Origin of the sequence: Armatimonas sp. (genome assembly GCF_043757465.1) — a bacterium.
Lineage (GTDB): Bacteria > Armatimonadota > Armatimonadia > Armatimonadales > Armatimonadaceae > Armatimonas.
The window spans coordinates 60065-79343 of the sequence record NZ_JAYVPL010000025.1 but is presented as its reverse complement, the minus strand read 5'-3'; the positions used below and the strand labels follow the sequence as shown (position 1 = coordinate 79343).

Below are 19279 nucleotides of genomic sequence, written 5' to 3'. Positions count from 1 at the left end.
TGTCGAGTGGACTGGCAGTTTCGCACTGCAGATGCGCGACTAAAGTTGAAAAGACTCTATCCAATCATCCATGCAAACTAACGAAGTGCGGCACTAGGCCAGGCCGCCAATGTAATGAACAAGCAGGGCGAGAAGGCCCATGAGTACGGCGGAGTCTACCGCTCCGATGACTGCGGCGAGACCTGGACACGCATCAACTCGCTCAACCCGCGCCCGATGTATTTTTCGCAGATCCGTGTGGACCCCACCAACGACCAAAACCTCTATGTTTTAGGGGTCGAGATGCACCAGAGCCGCGACGGTGGCAAGACCTTTACCGACGATGCCGGGACGCAGCTGCACCCCGACCAGCACGCGCTCTGGATTAACCCACGCGATAGCCGCCACATGCTCCTCGGCTGCGATGGCGGCACCTATGTCACCTATGACCGCTGCGCCAACTGGGAGCACCTGGCCCATGTCGCCATTGGACAAGCCTATCATGTCTCGTTCAGTCCGAAGGAGCCGTTCTGGGTCTTTGCCGGTTTCCAGGACAACGGGAGCTGGGGCGGCCCGACCAACACGCTGATGGGCAGCGGAGCGTCCAACGACGACTGGCTCTCGATCTCCGGCGGCGATGGCTTTGTGACCCGCGTGGACCAAGACGAGCCAGACTGGGTCTATACCGAGAGCCAGGGCGGCTCGATCTCCCGCACCAACCTGCGTACCGGCGAGCGGGGCTCCATCTCCCCGCGCCGCGAGAAAGACAAGAAGTTCGGCTTCAACTGGAACACGCCTTTTATTCTCTCTGCACACAACCAGAAGCTGTTCTACACGGCGGGCAACTACGTATTTAAATCCGTGAATAAGGGCACTGATCTAAGAATTAGCTCCCCGAAACTTGGCCGCTCCGACCGGGGTACCGCCACCGCGCTGGCCGAGTCGCCGCAGAACAGGGACGTGCTCTGGGTGGGCACCGACGACGGCATGCTCTGGGTCTCGCGCGATGGCGGCCTAAACTGGAAGGAGGTCTCCAAGAAGCTCGGGATCTCTGGCTGGCGCTGCGTGGCCACCATTGAGGCATCGCATTTTGTGGAGGGCCGCGCCTATGCTGCCCTCGACGGCCACCGCTCCAACGACGACAAGCCCTATCTCTTTGTCACGGAGGACTTTGGCGAGACCTGGAAGTCGGTCAATGCCAATCTTCCCAGTTTTGGCTCGACCCGCTGCCTGCGCGAGGATACTGCGGTGCCGGACTTGCTCTACTGCGGCACCGAGGTGGCGGCGTTTGTGAGCATTGATCGGGGAGAAAGCTGGACAAAGCTCAACGCGAATCTGCCCACCGTGGCCGTCCATGAGCTGGCTGTCCATCCCGCCACAGGCGAAGTGGTCGCGGCCACCCACGGGCGCTCGCTCTGGGTGCTAGATGCCAACCCCTTCCGGGAAATGGCCAAGGGCGTGGGCCAGAGCGCCTACTTGTACCCCACCAAGACCTTCACCCGCTGGCGCTCGCTGCCTGGCAAGGGGAGTATGTACGGCAGCGGCGTGAAAAAGTTCTTCGCCGAGAATCCCGCGCGTGGCGCACAGTTGGTCTACTCGCTCACGCAAAAAGCCACCCATGTGACGCTGAGCATCACCGATATCGCGGGAAAAGTGGTCTTTACCGCCAGCCCCAAAACCCTGGAGCCAGGGCTCTACCGAGTTGAGTGGAACGGTGGCAACGCCCCCGCGGGCGCGTACCGAGTGAGCCTGGAAGTGGACGGCAAGACCTGGAGACAGACTCTGCGCGTGGAGAATGACCCGCTACGCTGATTTCCCCCACTCCGGCTACACGGTCACCACAAGGCCGTTAAAGCGATTCGCCGCCACCAGGAGCCCCTCGCTCAGCCAGAGCTCGGTGGCTCCCATGGCGGCGATCAGCACTTCATCCATAAGCTTTCGATCCGGCGGCGAGAACCTCGAGAGCACCCAGTCAATCTGCTCGCTGCCCAATGCCGGTGGTGCGCCCACCCCGATACGCAGGCGTGGGAAATCGTCGCCCTCCAGCTTGGCGATCAGATCCTTTAGTCCGTTCTGCCCGCCCGCTGAGCCGCTCGCACGCAGCCGCAGACGCCCTGGTGGCAGGTTGATGTCGTCGCAGACCACCAGAATGTCCGTGCGCTCAACGCCCTCTTTGCTTGCAATAACGCTCACGGCATCGCCCGAGAGGTTCATGTAGGTCTGCGGCTTGACCAGCATCACGGCCTGGCCCGCGATCACGCCCCGCCCCGTCACGGCTCTATCGCGCCGATTGGTCAGCGCGATCCCGTGCGCCTCTGCGAGCGCATCGAGTAGCTCAAAGCCGATATTATGCCGCGTCTTAGCGTACGCTACCCCAGGATTTCCCAGACCCACGATCAGTTTCATGTCTACTCTATCGCCGACTAAGGCCGAGCTGCTCCGCCCATTTCCTTAAAAATTGCGACCGCAACCCCGACGATCATTACCAGCATTAGGCCACAAAAATAAATGAGGCTGTTACGGACTTCTTTTCTCATGCGCTTTATCCTACCATTCCCACCGCTCGGCTTACCGGAGCCTTCCTTGCCGTACCACTTCCTGATAGACAAAGGGGGCTCGCGCATTGAGGAACTTTGCGGAGATACGTCCGTCCTGATACTGTCGAAGATAATATTTCCGCAGGTCACAGCAGCCTTGGTCATTGAGCCCTAGGCGCTGGATTGTTGCCTCAGCAGCGTGCCACTCAGGGGAATCTTCCGGTGTGATAGGCTTTATCTCACAGGTCGAGAGGGCAAGGCGAAACGTCCCAGGAGAAAGCGTGAAGGGATCAAGCACATCCTCAAACTCTCGCTTCCGCGCGTTCATTAGGGCACAGGCGAGGCGGTAATTACTCCACTCGTAAGTCAGCTCAGGCTGGAGCGATTTGGCAATATAGTGATCCACGCTCTGCGCCCCCGTGACGGGCTCGATATAGATGCAGGCATAGGCACAGATACCCTCATACGCCGCGTGTAGGTCCGCGAGGCACTTGCGCCAGTGAGGAGGAAAGGTCGATGAAGCGACTCCCGGATTCTCTGCCAGCCAGCGCAGGCCCGGCTGACGAACCTTGGGGTCGAAATCGTCAGGTTCGGGCTGTAGTGCTACTGGGATCACTTTCGCCAGCCCTGCTCCTCAAAAAAGTAGCCCCAATCCACCCAAAAAGTATCCATCTCTCCCAGCAAGCGGCGTAGCTTGGCATCAATGACATCAGCCTGCTCCCGCGTCGTCTCTGGATTTCCCATCGCCGCCGTTGCTTCAGTCATCGCCAGCTCTGTCTCTGGTGCATACCCCGACTTCTGATCAAAGGCCTCGCTCTTGAGCCACGCATCCGCATCCCCGCGCCGATACCATGTTCGCTTCGTCACTTCGACTTGCCCTGATTCGCGATTCAGATCAAGGTCAAACCACGCGTCTTGCTCGAGGTCAAAGAAAGGCTCCACGGACGCCATCACAAGCGGCGAGTGCGTCGCAGCAATGATCTGAATGTTGACCTCAGGAGCCAGAACTTTCATCACCTCCATCAAAGACTTAACAATTGTGCGTTGCCACTTAGGATGCAGGTGCGCATCCAACTCATCAATAAAGAAAGTAACTTCGCGTGCTGTTGAAAATTCAAGAAGATTTGCCGCCAACTTATGTTCACGCCATACCCAAACTAAGATATAGACAAGTGAAATAATTCTTCGTATGCCTGCCGATGCGTGAATAACTGGAATTTCTCCATAAGGTAACTGTAAAGTTGGAATATCTCGTGAATCCTTTAATCGCCGGGTCAGTTTTCCAAGTTTTAGTATTTCTTCTTTATTTGGAGAAATAACATTGAGTACATTATTTAAAAGAGAAAAAGCTTCGCCATTCTCTCTTTGCCATGATGACCAATCTTGAATAAGGCCATTGCAAATATGTGTGTTTTGAAATACCTGACCATTCCAAACTTCATTATTACTAAAAATAAAAGCTGTATTATCAGAGTTTCTGAATGGATCGAAAATACAAAAATCTCCATCAGGCCGACAATAAACGACAAGACTTTTGTCATAATATCTATGGTCTTTTATTTTCCATTCTTGAAGATGAGTATTAAAATTCCATTCGTGAGTATGTTTTAGAAACCTACCTTGTATCTTAGCGTTATCCCGCTTTCGCGGTTTTATTGGTTGGCCTGTAAGAATTTCCGGCTTAATGTCTGATGGCCAGATGCCACTTAAAATCCACCATGCGACATCAAGCAGGAAGCTTTTGCCTAAGCCATTGTCGCCGGTGAGGAGGTTGAGTCTTGGTGCTAAGTCCAGGCGCAGGTGGTCGGCGGGGCCAGCGTTTTGGATCTCCAGATATTCCAGCATGAGATTATCCTACCACTGCTTCTCGAAGAGCTCACTGATGGAGTCGTCGCAGTGGATGCGGCGGATGGCATCGGCGAGTAGTTCGGCGACGGTCAGGACGGTGAACTTCCCGGCGGCGGGGTGATTGGCGTAGCGGAAGGGGATGGTGTCGGTGAGGATGACGCGCTGAATGGGGCTGGCGCTGATGCGGTCAATCGCGGGTTCAGACAAGACGGCGTGGGTGCAGCAAGCCGTGACAGAGGCCGCACCACGAGCGATGAGAGCCTGCGCACCGCTCACAATCGAGCCGCCGGTGTCTATCATGTCGTCAATGATGATGCAGTTCTTGCCAAAGACATCGCCGATAATCTCCGTGATCTCCACTTTATTGGGCGCGGGACGGCGCTTGGAGATGATCGCAAGCGGCGTTTGCAGTGTCTCGGCGAGCGTCCGGGCACGGTTGACCCCGCCTTCATCGGGCGAGACGACGCACGTCTCGCCACCGACCAGCCCGACCTCTTTTAGGTAGGCTCCAAGGATGGGTCCCGCGTAGAGATGGTCCACGGGCAGTCGGAAAAATCCCTGGATCTGCTTGGCGTGCAAGTCTACACAGACCACGCGGTTCGCGCCCGACTCGGAGATCAGATCGGCGACTAGGCGCGCTGTAATTGGCTCACGGGGCTTGATTTTCTTATCCTGGCGGGCGTAGCCGTAGTAGGGAAGCACCACGGTGATGCGCTGCGCCGAGGCTCGGCGGAAGGCATCGAGCAGAATCAGTAGCTCCATTAAGTTATCATTGACGGGCATACAGGTGGGCTGAACCAGAAAAACATCCATACCACGCGCCGACTCGTCTACTTGCACGCGAATCTCGCCGTCGGCAAAGCGCGAGAGGAGCATCTTTCCCAAGGGGACGCCTAGCTCCTTGGTTATGGAGTCGGCGAGGGCGGGGTGACCACTGCCCGCAAAGACACGCAGGTTCTTGCCAATCGGAAGTGCTTTCTTAGCCATGAGCTTTCTCTTTTCGTTTTTTTGCACGGCGGACTGTCTCCGCTCCTTCGAGGTTCAACTGTCGCTCCCGCGCGATGGCAATTGCCTCTGCCGGGACATCCTGCGTGATCACCGAGCCCGCCGCCGTCAGTGCCCCGTCGCCGATCGTGACGGGTGCAACAAGAATAGAGCTACTGCCGATAAAGGCATCCGCGCCGATAGTCGTCTTGCTCTTGGTGAAACCATCGAAGTTACAGGTAATAGTTCCCGCGCCAATATTGGTCTTCGCGCCAATCTCCGTATCGCCCAGATAGCTCAGGTGCGATGCCGAGACGTTGTCGGCGAGCTGGCCGTTCTTGACCTCGACAAAGTTGCCAATCTTGCAGCCATTGCCCAAAACCGCCTTACCCCGAAGCTGTGCAAAAGGCCCCACTTTGCAGCCATCGCCCACGGTGGAGTCCGTAATGACAACATACGGCCCGATAATGCAGTCCTCGCCGATCCGGGTACTCCCTCGCAGATAAGTGCCCGGGTGGAGCACGGTGTCCTGCCCAACCGTAATTCCCACTTCGACATAGGTCGTCGCCGGGTCAATGATCGTCACACCGGAGAGCATCAGGTCTTTCAGAAGCTGTTTGCGCAGGATCTCCGTGAGCTCGGCCAGCTCCACGCGTGTGTTGATCCCAAGAGTGACATTGTTGTCTTTGGCAACCACGGCACGCACAGGCTCCCCGGCGGCGCGGGTCAGCCCGATCACGTCGGTGAGATAGAGCTCGCCCTGCGCATTATTGGGGGTGAGCTGCTTCAAGCGCTCGAACAGAGAGCCGCCATCAAAAACATAGACAGCAGCATTCATCTCGCGAATTGCTTTCTGCTCGAGTGTGGCGTCTTTGGCTTCGACAATTGCCTCGACCGCGCCCGATCCATCGGCGGCGCGGACAACACGCCCGTAGCTACCCGCATCGTCCAGAAGGGCGGAGAGCAGTGTTGCGCCGCCGGTGTGAGCCGCCAGAAGCTCAGAGAGCACCTCGGCAGAGAGAAGGGGCGCATCTCCTGGAACCACCAAGACGGGCCCGGTGTGGCCTGCGAGAAGCGCCTCGGCCTGCTGCGTGGCGTGGCCGGTGCCGCGTGGGTTATGCTGCCAGACAAACTCAATATTTTGCCCCGCGTAGGCGGCTTCCACGCGTGCCTGCACTGCTAGGCCCTCATGGCCGATGACGACAATGCGGCGCTCGGCACCGGCGGCGGCGAGCGCATCCAGGATGTGGAAAAGAGTCGGCTTCCCGCAGACGGGATGAAGCACCTTGGAGAGCTTCGAGCGCATCCGTGTAGACTTGCCCGCCGCTAGAATAATTGCTGCTGTCGTGCCCAAAAACTACCCCCTGACCGGGGGAATTATACTCGCCCTAGCCTATGAAAGCTAGAGGGATGTTCTGTTATTACAGTAAGTGCGCACTAGGGGAGCTCCCATCTGGTTGATCACATCGGCCCGCAGCACCTCAGAGTGCTGGTGTGCAATCCCTTGAAATGTCTCACTGGCCACTTCAAGTGCCATCAGGGAAGCCTGTGCTGCGCGATAGGCCCCTGGTGTGAGCACTGCCCGGAACCGTCGGCGCGCTTCCTGAATGACCGCCTGTGCCTGCTCCTGCGCAGCACAGACCTCAAGATAGCCCCCCCAGCCCGGCTCACGCATCGTCTGAGCGGCCTTGCGGCCCTGCGACGCAACTGCCTCGATAGCCTTACTGATCTCCAGTCGGATAAACTCATTGTGCTCCTCGATCGCCAGGAGAGGGAACTCAATATGGCGGCGGAGCTGTCCGATAGGTCGAAGCAGTTGGTAGGCACGAAAGACCCGGTTCAGACGTGTGGTTTTGTAGCGGCTCAGGGAGGTATCGAGCAGAAGCCCGCGAATTCCCCCCTCAAAATGCTCCAGATCTGCGAGAAAGTGCGAGAAAGTCGAGGCCTCTTCGGAGATTCCATGGCCCAGGCGACAGGTCGCAAGATCAGCGGCAGCAATCGCGACCATGAGAGCCACATCGTGCTCCATCTTATCCAGAGCCGGATGTGGGTTCTCAATAAGTTGCCGTCGGTTTGCAGGAACAACAACCCGCTCAGTAGACTGAGTGCTTTCAAAATCGGAGCGCCAGGTGATTCTCATGCTTTGCTAAAATGCAGTTTCTATGCCAAGAATGAGAGAGAGCGACGAGATAATGGAAATATTTCAATTACGCTATTTTGTGGCGGCGGCGCAGCGGCTCAACTTCACACAGGCCGCGGCGGAGTGTCATATCGCCCAGCCCTCGCTCTCCGCGCAGATTGCCGCACTGGAGAGGGAGCTAGGTGCCTCGCTCTTTCACCGACGAGGTCGCAGCGTGCGCCTCACCGATGCCGGGGAGACACTTCTCAGCCATGCGGAGCGGCTCCTGGCACAGGAAGAGGAGGCGCGCAGTGCGGTGCGGCGCGTGGTGGGGCTTGAGTCCGGACGGCTGAGCCTCTGGACGCTGCCCACCCCGGGCCAGCACTTACTTCCTCCGGTTCTCGCCCGTTTTCGTGCGGCACATCCTGGCATCAGTATCTCCGTGCATGAAGCTGTCCCCGCCCGCGCCATCGCCGAGGCCGTAACAGGCGGCCGCGCGGATCTTGGCGTCGTGCACCTTCCCTGCACCCACGACGGCCTGGAGCGCCGCCAGCTCCTCACCGAGGAGCTGGCACTAATTGTCCCAGAGAGGCACCCACTGGCGGAAAGCACACCCCCCCTTACGTCGCTCGCCAATGAAGACTGGGTCTGGGTTCCCGAGGGTCAGTCGCCGGAGCACCCGATCTTTGCAGCGTGCCTAGCGGCGGGCTTCACCCCACGCATCGCCTGCGTCTCGGGTTCGGCGGGAGGCATGCAGGCGCTGGTCGCCGCCGGGCTCGGGATCGCGCTTCTGCCCCGCCTCGCGCTCAGTCCGCCACCGGGCACCGTGATTGTCGAGCTAGCCGCGCCTCGGCCCACGCGCACCCTCGCCCTGATCTGGCGCTCCGGCGAGACACTTTCTCATGCCGCCACGGCTTTTATGGCGCTGCTGTAGAATTTATGGCGCTGCTGTAAAATCCGCGCCCGTCAGGCTCTCAGGCTTGCGCCACTTTGTGCTGCCGTCGTAGCGCAGGGTCGTAAAGCCGCCCGTGTGCCGGAGGGGATAGTGGGTATGCGCTGTGTCCGCGCTTGGCGGGAAGATTCCCCAGACCGGCCCAGAGTTGCCCGTGCGAGTGTCCGCACAGCCCGGCGTTCGGGAGTGATCCCAGACAAACATCACGGTAAGGTTCGTCACCTCGGCATCAGACTTCCCCATTGGCCCCGCGCTGATGTAGCTCATGGCGTAGCCAACCTGGCCTTGCGGATAGCTAGGGCACTTAAAGACCATCAGGTTCTTGAAGTACGGCTGGAGCATCCCGGCTTTAATGGGCGTGTTATATTGGACGCTTGAGGGATTGGGCGGCTCGGGCGAGATCGTGTTATCGTAAGGAGTCCACCACGTCTCGGTGGGGCCGGTCGAGACCGTCGGGCTGGCCGTCGAGCATATTTCGTCGCCCACTCGGTCGGGGCAGAGACGATGGCGCGGGTTAACTTGGTCGTAGTCCTGCCGATACATCGCAATCGCCAGACCGAGCTGCTTGCAATTCGAGAGGCAGCTCGCAGACCGCGCTTTCTCGCGCACTTGGGCAAAGACCGGAAACAGAATCGCAGCCAGAATCGCGATAATGGCGATGACAACGAGAAGCTCAATCAGTGTGAAGGCGCGGGGCATTGCGTTTTTTATACCACCTCACATCAGGCAAACAGTTGCTTGACAAACTCGCTCGCATGAGCTAAACTGAGTGCCAGGCATGCAGGGTGCCTCCTATTCCGCGGAAAGAACCGAGTTCCCCTGAGTGTTTTTCGGCGTTTGATGGCTTCTCACACAAGCCTCCTTTTTGCCCGAACGAGCGGATACCGGGCGCAACACAAAAAAGGAGGACTTCTATGTCCGCTCGTCACTTACCTGTCCGGCCTGACTTGACCCAGCTCAAGCACCAGGCCAAAGAACTTCTCGCGGCACTTCACGCAAACGCTCCCGAGGCTGTCGCCGACCTGCGTGCCTTCCATCCTGAGTCTGATCGGCTCGATCCCACCCGAGCCCAGCTCGCCGACGCCCAGCTCACGCTCGCTCGCGCCTACGGCGTCCCAAGCTGGTCGCGTTTAGCCTTGGCCTGCGAGCTGATTGACGCGATCTGGCGCGGCGATCTAAAGGCTGTCCATACATTGATTGAGAAACACCCGTCGCTGCTGCGCGAGAATGCGCGTGGGACTGCCCACTGCAACTGGGGAAAGGCGCTCTCCTACGCCGCCAATGTCGGCCAAGACGAGATTGTGCAGTTTCTCCATAACTCTGGAGCCGATGATATCCAGTACGCTTTTGAGCGAGCCTGCCTGCGCAGCAAGCTCGGCACGGCGCGGCTACTTTACTCGCTGGGTGCACGCCCACAACCTGGCTCCGTAATGGGGCCGTGTGAGACGCTCAGCGCGGTTGGTCTGGCGCTGCAACTAGAGCTTGGGGCGGAGCTAGTGGACGATCACAGCGACCGGCTGGCCCCACTGGGGCTGGTGCTGGAAACCTACTCGCGAAACCCCGATGGCAAGCACGGAGTTCTGGAACTCTTCGCCCAGAACGGCTACAACCTCCCCGATAACGCCGTCTTTGCCGTTCATCGGGGCCGCTTGGACTTATTGGCCGCCCATGTCCGCCGCGACCCCAGCGCGCTCAATCGCCAATTCCCGCATGAGGAGATCTATCCCCCAGAACTGGGCTGCCACACCGATCACACGCAAGCGCTCTGCGGGACACCACTGGGCGGAGGGACACTCTTGCACCTTGCTGTGGACAACGATACCTGCGAGATCGCACAGTGGCTTCTGGAAAACGGCGCAGACGTCAACACGTCTGCCACTGTAGATGCCGATGGCTTTGGCGGTCACACCGCACTCTTTGGCTGTGTCGTCTCGCAACCGTATCGCTGTAGCCGAAACAATCTGCCCATGACAAAGCTCCTACTCGACCACGGTGCCGACATGAGCGTCCGCGCCAGCCTGCGCAAGGAGCTGCGTGGTGTAGACGACGAGACACTCCATGAGTACCATGACGTGACACCGCGCACCTGGGGCGAGCGCTTCCACGACCAAGACTGGGTCAACCCGGCGGTGTTGGCGCTGCTAGCGCCTGCCAGTCCGTAAGCGTATCCACATCTACCCTGCCGCCGGGAAAGGCAACTGTGCGGCAGGGGTGTTTTTTGAGAAGCCCACGTGCGCCCGAGTCGCCGGTGAGCGCGAGGAGCTCGGGAAAGTAAGCTCTGTCAAACACACACGGCGGCCCGATAGCCTCGCCGTAGTTCGATGCCACGATGACACCCAGCTGGAATTCGGCGAGGAGTGCCTGCAAGTGCTCTTTTGTTACGAGCGGCTGATCGCAGAGCATCACCAACACGGCATCACAATTGGCAATGGCATGAATCCCCGCACGGAGCGAAGCCGCCATGCCCTCTGGCCAGTCCTCGGCGTAAATTACTCTGACCGGTAAACTCACTAGCTCTGGTTCCAGAAATTTGGAATATGCACCAAGTACAACGAAAACCTCGCCACAGTGTGCATCGCATGCTGTTTGTGCCGCGTGGCGCAAAAGCGATTTCCCTTGGTACGGCAGAAGTTGCTTGGGTTGGCCAAGGCGCACCGACGCACCCGCCGCCAGCAGAATAACAGCGATGTTCAGTGGATGGGGCCCTCGCGGTGTGTGAGCGGCCCACCACTTCGGCCTGCCGACCAAGCGCGAATCTCGGCGACCAGTGCTAGCGCAATCTCCTCCGGGTTGTCTGCGCCGATGTCTAGGCCAAGGGGGGCACGGAACCCATCCCCCCGCCCCCCGTCCGACGGGGGAAAGGCTTCAAGGAGCCTCTCGGCGCGGCGGCGGGGGCCGAGCAGGCCGACGTAGCCGACGGGGGAGGCGAGGAGAGGGGGCAGGAGCTCTTGATCGGTGCGGAAGCTGTGTGTCATGAGCACGGCGGCGTCTGAAAGTTCCAGGGTATCCAGGGGAAAGCTCGAAACCACGCTGGCACCCGGGAAGCGCTCGGGGTGGGGCGTGAGCGAGCGGCTGTCCACGACAATCACCTGCCAGCCGAGCAGCTCAGTGGCGACTTTGACGAGCGGCACCACATCGTGGCCCGCACCGAAGATGATAAGTCGTTGCGGGGGGGCAACGAGCTCGTAAAACGTCTGGTCGCGCCAGAAAGACTGCCGTTTCTCTAGGGCTTCTTGCGCCCCTGCCAGCAGCGACTCCTCGCCCCAGAATGCGCCATCTTGCGCTAAAGCCAGGCGCTTGCCCTCCCCTGTGGTGGCGAGCACGCCGAGCGTGCGCTCGGTCTGCCAGCGCTCCAGGCGGGCCAGATGCGCGACATTGGTGCTGTCCAGGCGCTCCAGCAGAACTTCCACCACGCCGTTGCAGCCCAGCCCGAAGCCCCACTCGATGTCTTCGTCTTCTTGTGTGGAGTCGTAGACCACCCGCGCCGGGCCGCTGTCCGTGCGCCACCAGGCTTTCTGGAGCACATCGGTCTCTAAACAGCCACCGCTGATCGAACCCGCCGCCCAGCCACTCTCCGTGAGCAGCATCCGCGCCCCCGGACGCCGATACGTCGAGCCGCCCACACGAATCACAGTCGCCAGAATAGCAGACTCCCCCGCAGCAAAGGCGGCTTGCGCGGTTTGGGACACGCGGAGGAGTTCGGTCACTACCCGCCCCCCATCCCCCGCCGGGCGGGGGAGACACAAGGAAATTCCTTATTGTCCCCCCGCCGGGCGGGGGTTAGGGGGTTGGCTACCCCCACGAGTACCCCGACTTGCTCATGGGAAGCGTCCGCACGCGCTCACCGGTGGCGGCGAAGATGGCGTTGGCGATGGCGGGGAGGATCGGGGGGAGTGCGGGCTCGCCCAGACCCGTGGGCCGGTTGTTGGACTTATGGAAATGGACATCAATCTCGCGCGGGGCTTGGTTGAGGCGCACCATTGCGTGATCCGAGAAGTTCTCCTGCACCACGCGGCCCTTGGTCAGCGTGATCTCCTGGGACATCATCTGGCTCATGCCATCAATCACCGAGCCGCAGACCTGGCTCTCCGCGCCAAAGGGGTTCACAATCGTGTGGCCGACATCTCCCACTACCCACACTTTCTCGACCTTGACCTCTTTCTTGGCGTTGACTTTGACTTGAGCGACCTCTGCGAAGTAGCCTTGATGGCTGAAGTAGAACGCCACTCCCATGCCTGTGCCCTTGGGGAGCGTCTTCTTGCCCCAGCCCGAGCGCTCGACCACGAGATTGAGCACGTTGCGCATGCGCTCGGTATCCATTCCCCGCTGGTTGCCGGGCAGGGCTTCGAGAGCCGTGAGCTGCTCCAGGCGAAACGCGACCGGGTCTTTGCCGGCGGCGTGCGCCAGCTCGTCGGTGAGGCACTGAAAGACAAAGGCATGCACATTGCTGCCCGGAGCACGAAGCGCCCCGGTGCGCACGCCCAGCGGAACCATGGAGTGCCCCAGGGCGTAGTTCGGGATCGTGCGGGTGGGGAACTCGCCCGGCCCGACACCGCCGCTGTCCACAAAGCGCTCGTTCTCGCCGTAGCCGACAAAGTGATCGTGGAGCGCGACTGTCTTTCCGCTCGCATCAAGGCCGATCTTGAAGTGGTGCCAGCCACCGGCGCGGTAGAAGTCGTGGGCGAAGTCATCCTCACGGCTCCACAGCAGCTTGATGGGGACACCGGGCAGCTCCTTGGCAACCCAGGCGGCATCTACCACCATGTCGTTGTAGAGCCGCCGCCCGAAGCCGCCACCCGCGCGGTGCAGGCTCAGGGTAACCGCGCTCTCGGGGATTCCTAGCGCCCGAGCCGAGCTACTGCGGCCTCCCATGGGGATCTGGCTCGTGCTCCAGAGCTCTAGCTTGCCGTCTTTAAAGAGCGCCGTGCAGTTCTGGGGCTCCAGCGGGGCGTGAGCGATAATCGGGTACTCGTAGCGGGCCTCGATAACTTTGGCGGCCTTTGTTAGCTCCGCCTCGGGGTCGCCCACCTTCCCAAGAGTCTTTGCCGGTGCCTGCCCGAGCAGAGTGCTGGCTTTTTGTGCCTGCTCCTTGCTGTCGTAGCTCGCCCACTTGCCTTCGTCCCAGGTCACTTCCAGCTTCGTGCGCGCCGACTGCGCGTGCCACCAGGTCTCGGCGACAATCACGACGCCAGACTCCAGCCCGACCGAAGGCATGCCCTCGACTACAAAAGCCTTCTTGACACCAGGGAGCTTGGCGACTGCCTCCGTGTTAGCTTTCACCACTTTGCCACCGAGCACCGGGGTTTTATGGAACGCGGCGTAGAGCATGCTGGGAAAGTGGACATCCATGCCGAAGAGCGGCTTGCCGGTGACAATCGCAGGAACATCGACGCCCCTGGTGGGCTTGCCGATGATCTTGTAGGTTGCCGGGTCTTTCATCACCAGCTTGCTGGGGTCGGGCGGGGTCATGGCGAGCGCCTTCTCGGCGAGTGCTCCATAGTCCAGCTTGCGGTTTGTCGCGCTGTGAAACACCTGCCCGGACTCGGTGCGGCAGTCGGTTTCGGCGACTCCCCACTCTTTGGCGGCGGCAGCGATCAGCATCTGGCGGGCGGCGGCCCCAACACGACGAACGGGCTCCCAGCCACTGGGTGTGCCCCCGCTGCCACCGGTGATCTGCCCGCCGTAGCGTGAGTCCGCCCCGGCCTGCTCGACCCGGACATTGTGCCAGTCCACATCCAGCTCCTCGGCGATGAGCATGGGGAGGGTCGTCTTCATCCCCTGCCCAATCTCCGGCGCACGGGAGATCAGCGTCACAATGCCATTGGAGGCGATCCGAATAAAAGCACTCGGCTCCAGACCCGCGGGGCGCGGCGGCTGTGCCTGCACGGACGTTTCAGACTCAGTGCCAGCGTAGAGGGCTAGGGCGAACCCACCCCCAACAAGGGCTGTGGCTTTGAAAAAATCACGTCGGTTCATCATCACTTCTTACCCCCCTTCGCGGAGCCGGAGGGGGGGGGCGCGGAGCGCCGGGGGGAGGCAGACTTAATCACCGGCAGCGGTGTCATGCCCGCGGCTTTATGGACGGCTTTACGGATCGCGACATAGGTGCCACAGCGGCACAAGTTCCCACTCAGCGCCTCGTCAATCTGGGCATCCGTGGGGCGGGGGGTCTTCTTGAGGAGCGCCGCCGCGGAGAGAATCTGCCCGGACTGGCAGTAGCCGCACTGCGGCACGTCCACTTCCTGCCACGCGACTTGCAGCGGGTGCTTGCCATCGGGAGAGAGCCCCTCAATCGTCGTCACTTTTTTGCCCGCTGCCTCGGCAATCGTGGTCTGGCAGGAGCGGACCGGCTCGCCATTGACGTGCACCGTGCACGCCCCACAGCTCCCGATGCCGCAGCCGTACTTGGTGCCAAAGAGATGCAGTACATCGCGCAGTGCCCAGAGCAGGGGCATGTCTGCGGGGGCGTCCACTGTGGCGGGTCGCCCATTGACCGTGAGTTTGTAAACCATTGTGGGAAAAGTATACCCGCGCAACAAGAAGTGTAGCAAAGAGCAAAGCGACGTGAGAAAATAATTCCCATGCAACAAGCAGATATACGTGGGAAATGGGCGCTGAACCACTTGCCCGTCGTGGATGTGCGCCAGGTCGCGGCGGAGCTCTCAGATCAGAGCCAGACGGAATTCTGATCAACCTGCTCGATCCGGGCTGGCTTCGCACGGATCTAGGTGGCCCCAACGCCCCCAACGCTGTGGAGTCCGTCCTGCCCGGCGCACTCGTCCCCGCACTGCGCGACGATGGCACGACCCCGACCTATTCCGCGCCGAGGGCGGAGCCGTGCCGCTGGTTATTCGTGGCGAAGGACGAGTCGGGACATAGCATTGTCGGAGTTTTCAGAAGGCGATCTGCTCGCAGAACTCGGTACAAACGGAGCCTGTTTCCGTTTTCAGGTCGCTCAGAGCAGCATTGTGCTCCGCGATGATTTGCGTGGCGGGCTTGTCCGGCTCATCGTTGGTCGAGTGAGCATCGCTGGCAAGCACCACCTCGTAACCGAGTGCTGCTCCTCCTCGGCAGGTCGCGTTGATGCAGTAGTCAGTCTGTAAACCCACCACGACCAAGCGCTCGACGCCCTGCGCTCGGAGCATTTCGTCGAGCGGTGTGCCCTCAAACGAATTGAGCTCGCTCTTCTCCACCCGCAGATCACCTGGGGCTACTGAGAGGCTGGGGTGAATCGCCCCGTCTGGCCCGACTCTGCGATCCGTTACGAACACAATCGGCACGCCTGCCGTGCGGGCTTTTTGGATCAGCCCCTCGACACGCTCCAGAAGCAGTTCCGGCTGCCACGGGCCCTCGTCGAGCAGGCTGTTCTGAACGTCAATAACTCCAAGTGCAGTTTTCATGTCGCAATTTTACAGGAACAAACTATAGTTTGCAATTTTTTTACTGGGTCAAACTCCGTTTATCAACTCCGCGCTGCGTAAGATGAGAAATAAGTTTTTTGTTTTAAGGATTATTTCATATTGAAGTGTCATCATAGTAAGAGGAAGTTTGAAGACGTAGACAAACATCAGAAAATTAAAGAAAATTAATATTACTATATCTTCATCTAATCACAGAAAATCGGGAACTATCTTGCAAAACAGATGTTTTAGCAGACTGACCAGGAGTTTAAAAATGAACCGTGTTTATATCGTTGTTTTCGCTGTTATAGCAGCCATTGACTCTAGTGCAAAAGCATCTTACGCGTATCTAGACCCAGGAGCAGGCAGTCAACTTATCCAAATGACTCTTGCAGGGGCACTGGGATTGATCTTTGCACTCAAAACAACCTTCCAGCGATTTCTTCAGGTCGCACGAGCCCATCGTAGCAAGTGAGTCCCCATCCCGCCTCATTCCGTGACCCCGATGGCTTTGTCTACAATGAGGCGGGGACTCTCTACCGCTATGTAACCCCCTCGGGGAAGGCAGGCTTGGAGCGGCTCGTCAGCTCAGGGCTCTACGATGCGCTTGTGGAGGCGGGCCTGCTGGTGGCGCACATTGACCGAGGGCCAACCGAAGAGGGGGGATGTGTGCTCCAGCCGGAGCGCTTGCCGTTTATCGCCCACCCCTATGAGTGGTGCTTCGGGCAGCTCAAGGCGGCGGCAAAAGCCACACTTGCCCTCCAGCGCAGTGCACTGGCGTACAACTTGACTCTCAAAGATGCCAGCGCGTTTAATATCGCCTTTCGTGGCGCACAGCCGGTACTCTTCGATACGCTCTCGTTCACGCCCTACCACGAGGGCGAGCCCTGGGCGGCATACCGTCAGTTCTGTCAGCACTTCCTCGCGCCTCTCGCCCTGATGAGCCGCTGCGATGTACGCCTCGGAAAGCTTTTGGGTTCCTACCTCGACGGCATCCCGCTCGATCTGGCTAGCGGGTTACTGCCGCGCACCACACGCCTCTCGCCCGGACTGGCCATGCACCTGCATCTTCACGCAAAAGCCCAGCAGGCGGGCGGCGAGGGCGACTCGGCAAAGCCACGGACGGTAACGGTCTCCCAAAACGGCCTCCTCGGGCTCTTAGATAGCCTAGACAGCACGATTGACTCTCTACGCTGGGAGCCAGGCGGAACGGTCTGGGCGGACTACTATGAGGCCACGAACTACACCGACGCGGCGCTTTTAGCCAAAGAGCGCCTGGTGGGCGAGCTACTGGATGCGATCACGCCACGGCCCACGCTTGCCTGGGATCTGGGGGCCAACACCGGGCGCTTCAGCCGACTTGCGAGCCAGCGCGGGGCGTTTACCGTTGCCTGGGACTTCGACCTCGCCGCGGTGGAGCTCGGCTGGCGCGAGGTTGTTCAGCGCGATGAGCGCAACTTACTGCCGCTCACCCTGGATCTGATGAACCCCAGCCCGCGCTGTGGCTGGGCCGAGACCGAGCGGGAGTCGCTGCTGGACCGTGGCCCCGCCGATGTGGTACTGGCACTCGCCCTGGTGCACCATCTTGCGCTGGCCAATAACACGCCGCTGCCACGCATTCTAGCCTTTCTCGCGCAGGCGGGGCGCCATGTGATCGTCGAGTTCGTCCCCAAGTCCGACTCCCAAGTCAAGCGCCTGCTGGCACATCGCCCCGATATCTTCCCAAGCTATACACAAGACGGCTTCGAGGCCGCGCTGGAGCCGCACTTTACCTGCCTGCGCCGCGCACCCGTGCCCGGTACGGAGCGCACTCTCTACCTGCTGAAAGGTAAGTAAGGTAAGTGATGAAGCGTCTTGCTCCCCACCTCCACCCCCTGTGTTTTGCACTGGCCCCCCTCATCTCACTCTACGCAATTAACCGCGCAGAGATTCAAGCTCAGGAGCTTCTGAGGCCGTTGCTACTCGTACTGGCTGGCTCAGGGATACTCTTTGGGGTGTTTTTTGTCCTGAGTCGCCGCACGCCTGGCCGCGCCGCACTTGCCCTCACAGTGTGCCTCTTCGCCTTCTTTTCTTTTGCGCTGATGGCCCCTCCTCTGGAAATGTCCTTGCGGATGATCGTCGCCCTCATTTTTCCAGGTCTTCTGGATTTCTCGCAGGAAGGACGAAAGATAGTGAGCTGGCTACTCATTTTAAGCGGCGTGCTCGGTGCCGTTCTGTGGGGGCGCTACGACACAAAAAAAGCACACCTACCGATCTGGGCTGTGGGCCTGAGCTACCTGAGCATGGCGCTCTACGCACTTCTCAAGCCCGCTGCGTCAATCGAGTTCCCGGTGACCAAAGCTTCTACTCTGTCTCCTGTAGCGAAGGCACCACCCAAAGCGGATATTAAAACACCGGATCTCTACTGCATTGTGCTGGATGCCTATGGCCGTCAGGATCAGCTTCAGGCGCTCTACGGACTAGATAACACGCCGTTTTTACAGGCACTGGAGACGCGCGGCTTTCGGGTGCTACGCAAGAGCCGTGCGAACTACATTCAGACGGTGCTGGCCGTGGCCGCCACGCTGAACCTGGAGTATCTGCCGTCGAATCCGAGTGCGGGGGGAGTGGAGCAAGGCGCGGGTTGGATTCAGAACAACCGACTGGCTGTGCTTCTACGCGCACGTGGCTATCAGATTATTGATGTGCCCAGCGGCTTTTCCCCAACCACGCTAACAAATGCGGATCAACGGCTTACGGACACTGGCCCCGTGCTCTCCGATAAAAGCCCCTACGAGCGCCTTCTGCTCTCACTCACCCCCCTGGCTTTTCTACTCTACAACGATCGCCCCGCCTACGATAAGCACCGCGCACAGCTTCTGGCGAGCCTTTCACATATTACAGATGCCGCACGCATTCCCGGCCCGAAGTTTGTCTTTGTGCATGTTCTCGCTCCGCATCCTCCGTTTGTGCTGGGCCGCAACGGTGAGGCTATCTATCCCGCCAAGGCACAGTTCTCTCTTGGGGATGCCACCGACTTTGGGCAAGGCAACGAAAAAGCCTATCGTACGGGCTACAGCAATCAGCTCCTCGCTATCAATCAGAAAGTTCTGGAGGCTATGGACGCGCTCCAGAAAAACAGTGTACGCCCCGCAGTGATTGTTCTGATGGGCGATCATGGCTCACGCATGCAGACCGACTGGAAGAGCCGGGAGCACACGAACTTAAACGAGGCGTTCTCTAACTTCCAGGCAGTACTCGTCCCCGGCGGCGCACCGTATCTCACCGACGACCTCACGCCCATCAACACTTTTCGCTTGATCCTCACACATGTGTACGGCGAGAATTTCCCACGCCTGCCAGATAAGAGCTACTACTCAACACTACAAAACCCTCTGAAGTTTGAGGACATCACCGAGAAGCTTTGAGCGCCCACGGACGACGTAATCTATGGGTCAAACTAGAGTATAATAACGGCAAC

Annotated in this window: 17 protein-coding genes and 1 pseudogene; 6 read left to right on the top strand and 12 right to left on the bottom strand. The window is 59.7% G+C overall.

Annotation, left to right across the window (positions count from 1 at the left end):
• Positions 1–114 precede the first annotated feature (114 nt).
• Entirely contained in the window at positions 115–1791 is a 1677-nt protein-coding gene (locus ACH2ED_RS03885; RefSeq protein ID WP_395088897.1) for a FlgD immunoglobulin-like domain containing protein, read from the top strand.
• Between the two features lie 15 nt (positions 1792–1806).
• On the opposite strand, the gene pth is transcribed toward ACH2ED_RS03885, so the two are convergent.
• From pth to ACH2ED_RS03855, 6 genes are all read right to left on the bottom strand, one after another.
• The gene (gene pth / locus ACH2ED_RS03880; RefSeq protein WP_395088896.1) at positions 1807–2385 is read right to left on the bottom strand and encodes an aminoacyl-tRNA hydrolase; all 579 of its coding nucleotides are present in this window, start codon (positions 2383–2385) and stop codon (positions 1807–1809) included.
• A 162-nt stretch (positions 2386–2547) separates the two neighbouring features.
• Complete coding sequence (locus tag ACH2ED_RS03875; RefSeq protein ID WP_395088895.1) at positions 2548–3132, bottom strand: hypothetical protein; 585 nt, start codon at positions 3130–3132, stop codon at positions 2548–2550.
• A complete protein-coding gene (locus tag ACH2ED_RS03870; protein ID WP_395088894.1) occupies positions 3129–4361 on the bottom strand; it encodes an AAA family ATPase in 1233 nt (410 codons plus the stop codon). Before ACH2ED_RS03870 ends, ACH2ED_RS03875 begins: the two co-directional genes overlap by 4 nt.
• Positions 4362–4370: 9 nt before the next feature.
• Positions 4371–5351, bottom strand: a complete 981-nt coding sequence (locus ACH2ED_RS03865; RefSeq protein ID WP_395088893.1) for a ribose-phosphate diphosphokinase — start codon at positions 5349–5351, stop codon at positions 4371–4373.
• Entirely contained in the window at positions 5344–6702 is a 1359-nt protein-coding gene (gene glmU / locus ACH2ED_RS03860) for a bifunctional UDP-N-acetylglucosamine diphosphorylase/glucosamine-1-phosphate N-acetyltransferase GlmU (RefSeq protein WP_395088892.1), read from the bottom strand. Before glmU ends, ACH2ED_RS03865 begins: the two co-directional genes overlap by 8 nt.
• 48 nt (positions 6703–6750) lie before the next feature.
• Positions 6751–7488 carry a hypothetical protein gene (locus ACH2ED_RS03855; RefSeq protein ID WP_395088891.1) on the bottom strand — a complete coding sequence of 246 codons (738 nt, stop codon included), beginning with the start codon at positions 7486–7488 and terminating at the stop codon, positions 6751–6753.
• Positions 7489–7510: 22 nt separating this feature from the next.
• Between ACH2ED_RS03855 and ACH2ED_RS03850 the strand changes: the two genes are divergently transcribed.
• Positions 7511–8401 (top strand): LysR family transcriptional regulator, encoded by an 891-nt coding sequence (locus ACH2ED_RS03850; protein WP_395088890.1) that lies wholly within the window; start codon positions 7511–7513, stop codon positions 8399–8401.
• A 3-nt stretch (positions 8402–8404) separates the two neighbouring features.
• Here the strand turns inward: ACH2ED_RS03850 and ACH2ED_RS03845 are convergent, their stop codons facing one another.
• Positions 8405–9118 carry a DUF1559 domain-containing protein gene (locus ACH2ED_RS03845; RefSeq protein ID WP_395088889.1) on the bottom strand — a complete coding sequence of 238 codons (714 nt, stop codon included), beginning with the start codon at positions 9116–9118 and terminating at the stop codon, positions 8405–8407.
• Positions 9119–9333: 215 nt separating this feature from the next.
• On the opposite strand from ACH2ED_RS03845, the gene ACH2ED_RS03840 reads away from it, so the two are divergent.
• Positions 9334–10581, top strand: coding sequence for an ankyrin repeat domain-containing protein (locus ACH2ED_RS03840; RefSeq protein WP_395088888.1), 1248 nt, complete (start codon positions 9334–9336; stop codon positions 10579–10581).
• Here the strand turns inward: ACH2ED_RS03840 and ACH2ED_RS03835 are convergent.
• The 4 genes from ACH2ED_RS03835 to ACH2ED_RS03820 all read right to left on the bottom strand — a co-directional run bounded on the left by ACH2ED_RS03835 (position 10538) and on the right by ACH2ED_RS03820 (position 14931).
• The gene (locus tag ACH2ED_RS03835) at positions 10538–11167 is read right to left on the bottom strand and encodes an NTP transferase domain-containing protein (protein WP_395088887.1); all 630 of its coding nucleotides are present in this window, start codon (positions 11165–11167) and stop codon (positions 10538–10540) included. The two genes, ACH2ED_RS03840 and ACH2ED_RS03835, sit on opposite strands and share 44 nt — an antisense overlap.
• Positions 11110–12126, bottom strand: a complete 1017-nt coding sequence (locus ACH2ED_RS03830) for an XdhC family protein (RefSeq protein ID WP_395088886.1) — start codon at positions 12124–12126, stop codon at positions 11110–11112. The genes ACH2ED_RS03835 and ACH2ED_RS03830 overlap by 58 nt, the downstream gene beginning before the upstream one ends.
• Positions 12127–12211: 85 nt before the next feature.
• Complete coding sequence (locus ACH2ED_RS03825) at positions 12212–14398, bottom strand: molybdopterin cofactor-binding domain-containing protein (RefSeq protein ID WP_395088885.1); 2187 nt, start codon at positions 14396–14398, stop codon at positions 12212–12214.
• Positions 14398–14931: a (2Fe-2S)-binding protein gene (locus ACH2ED_RS03820; RefSeq protein ID WP_395088884.1), complete on the bottom strand. Its 534-nt coding sequence runs from the start codon at positions 14929–14931 to the stop codon at positions 14398–14400. Before ACH2ED_RS03820 ends, ACH2ED_RS03825 begins: the two co-directional genes overlap by 1 nt.
• A 167-nt stretch (positions 14932–15098) precedes the next feature.
• Between ACH2ED_RS03820 and ACH2ED_RS03815 the strand changes: the two are divergent.
• Positions 15099–15218, top strand: a pseudogene (locus ACH2ED_RS03815) (short-chain dehydrogenase); the annotation flags it as partial.
• Positions 15219–15312: 94 nt separating this feature from the next.
• Here the strand turns inward: ACH2ED_RS03815 and ACH2ED_RS03810 are convergent.
• Positions 15313–15819 carry an isochorismatase family protein gene (locus ACH2ED_RS03810; RefSeq protein ID WP_395088883.1) on the bottom strand — a complete coding sequence of 169 codons (507 nt, stop codon included), beginning with the start codon at positions 15817–15819 and terminating at the stop codon, positions 15313–15315.
• A 471-nt stretch (positions 15820–16290) separates the two neighbouring features.
• Between ACH2ED_RS03810 and ACH2ED_RS03805 the strand changes: the two genes are divergently transcribed.
• Positions 16291–17655: a class I SAM-dependent methyltransferase gene (locus ACH2ED_RS03805; RefSeq protein WP_395088882.1), complete on the top strand. Its 1365-nt coding sequence runs from the start codon at positions 16291–16293 to the stop codon at positions 17653–17655.
• Positions 17656–17663: 8 nt separating this feature from the next.
• Entirely contained in the window at positions 17664–19226 is a 1563-nt protein-coding gene (locus ACH2ED_RS03800; RefSeq protein ID WP_395088898.1) for a sulfatase-like hydrolase/transferase, read from the top strand.
• Positions 19227–19279 lie beyond the last annotated feature (53 nt).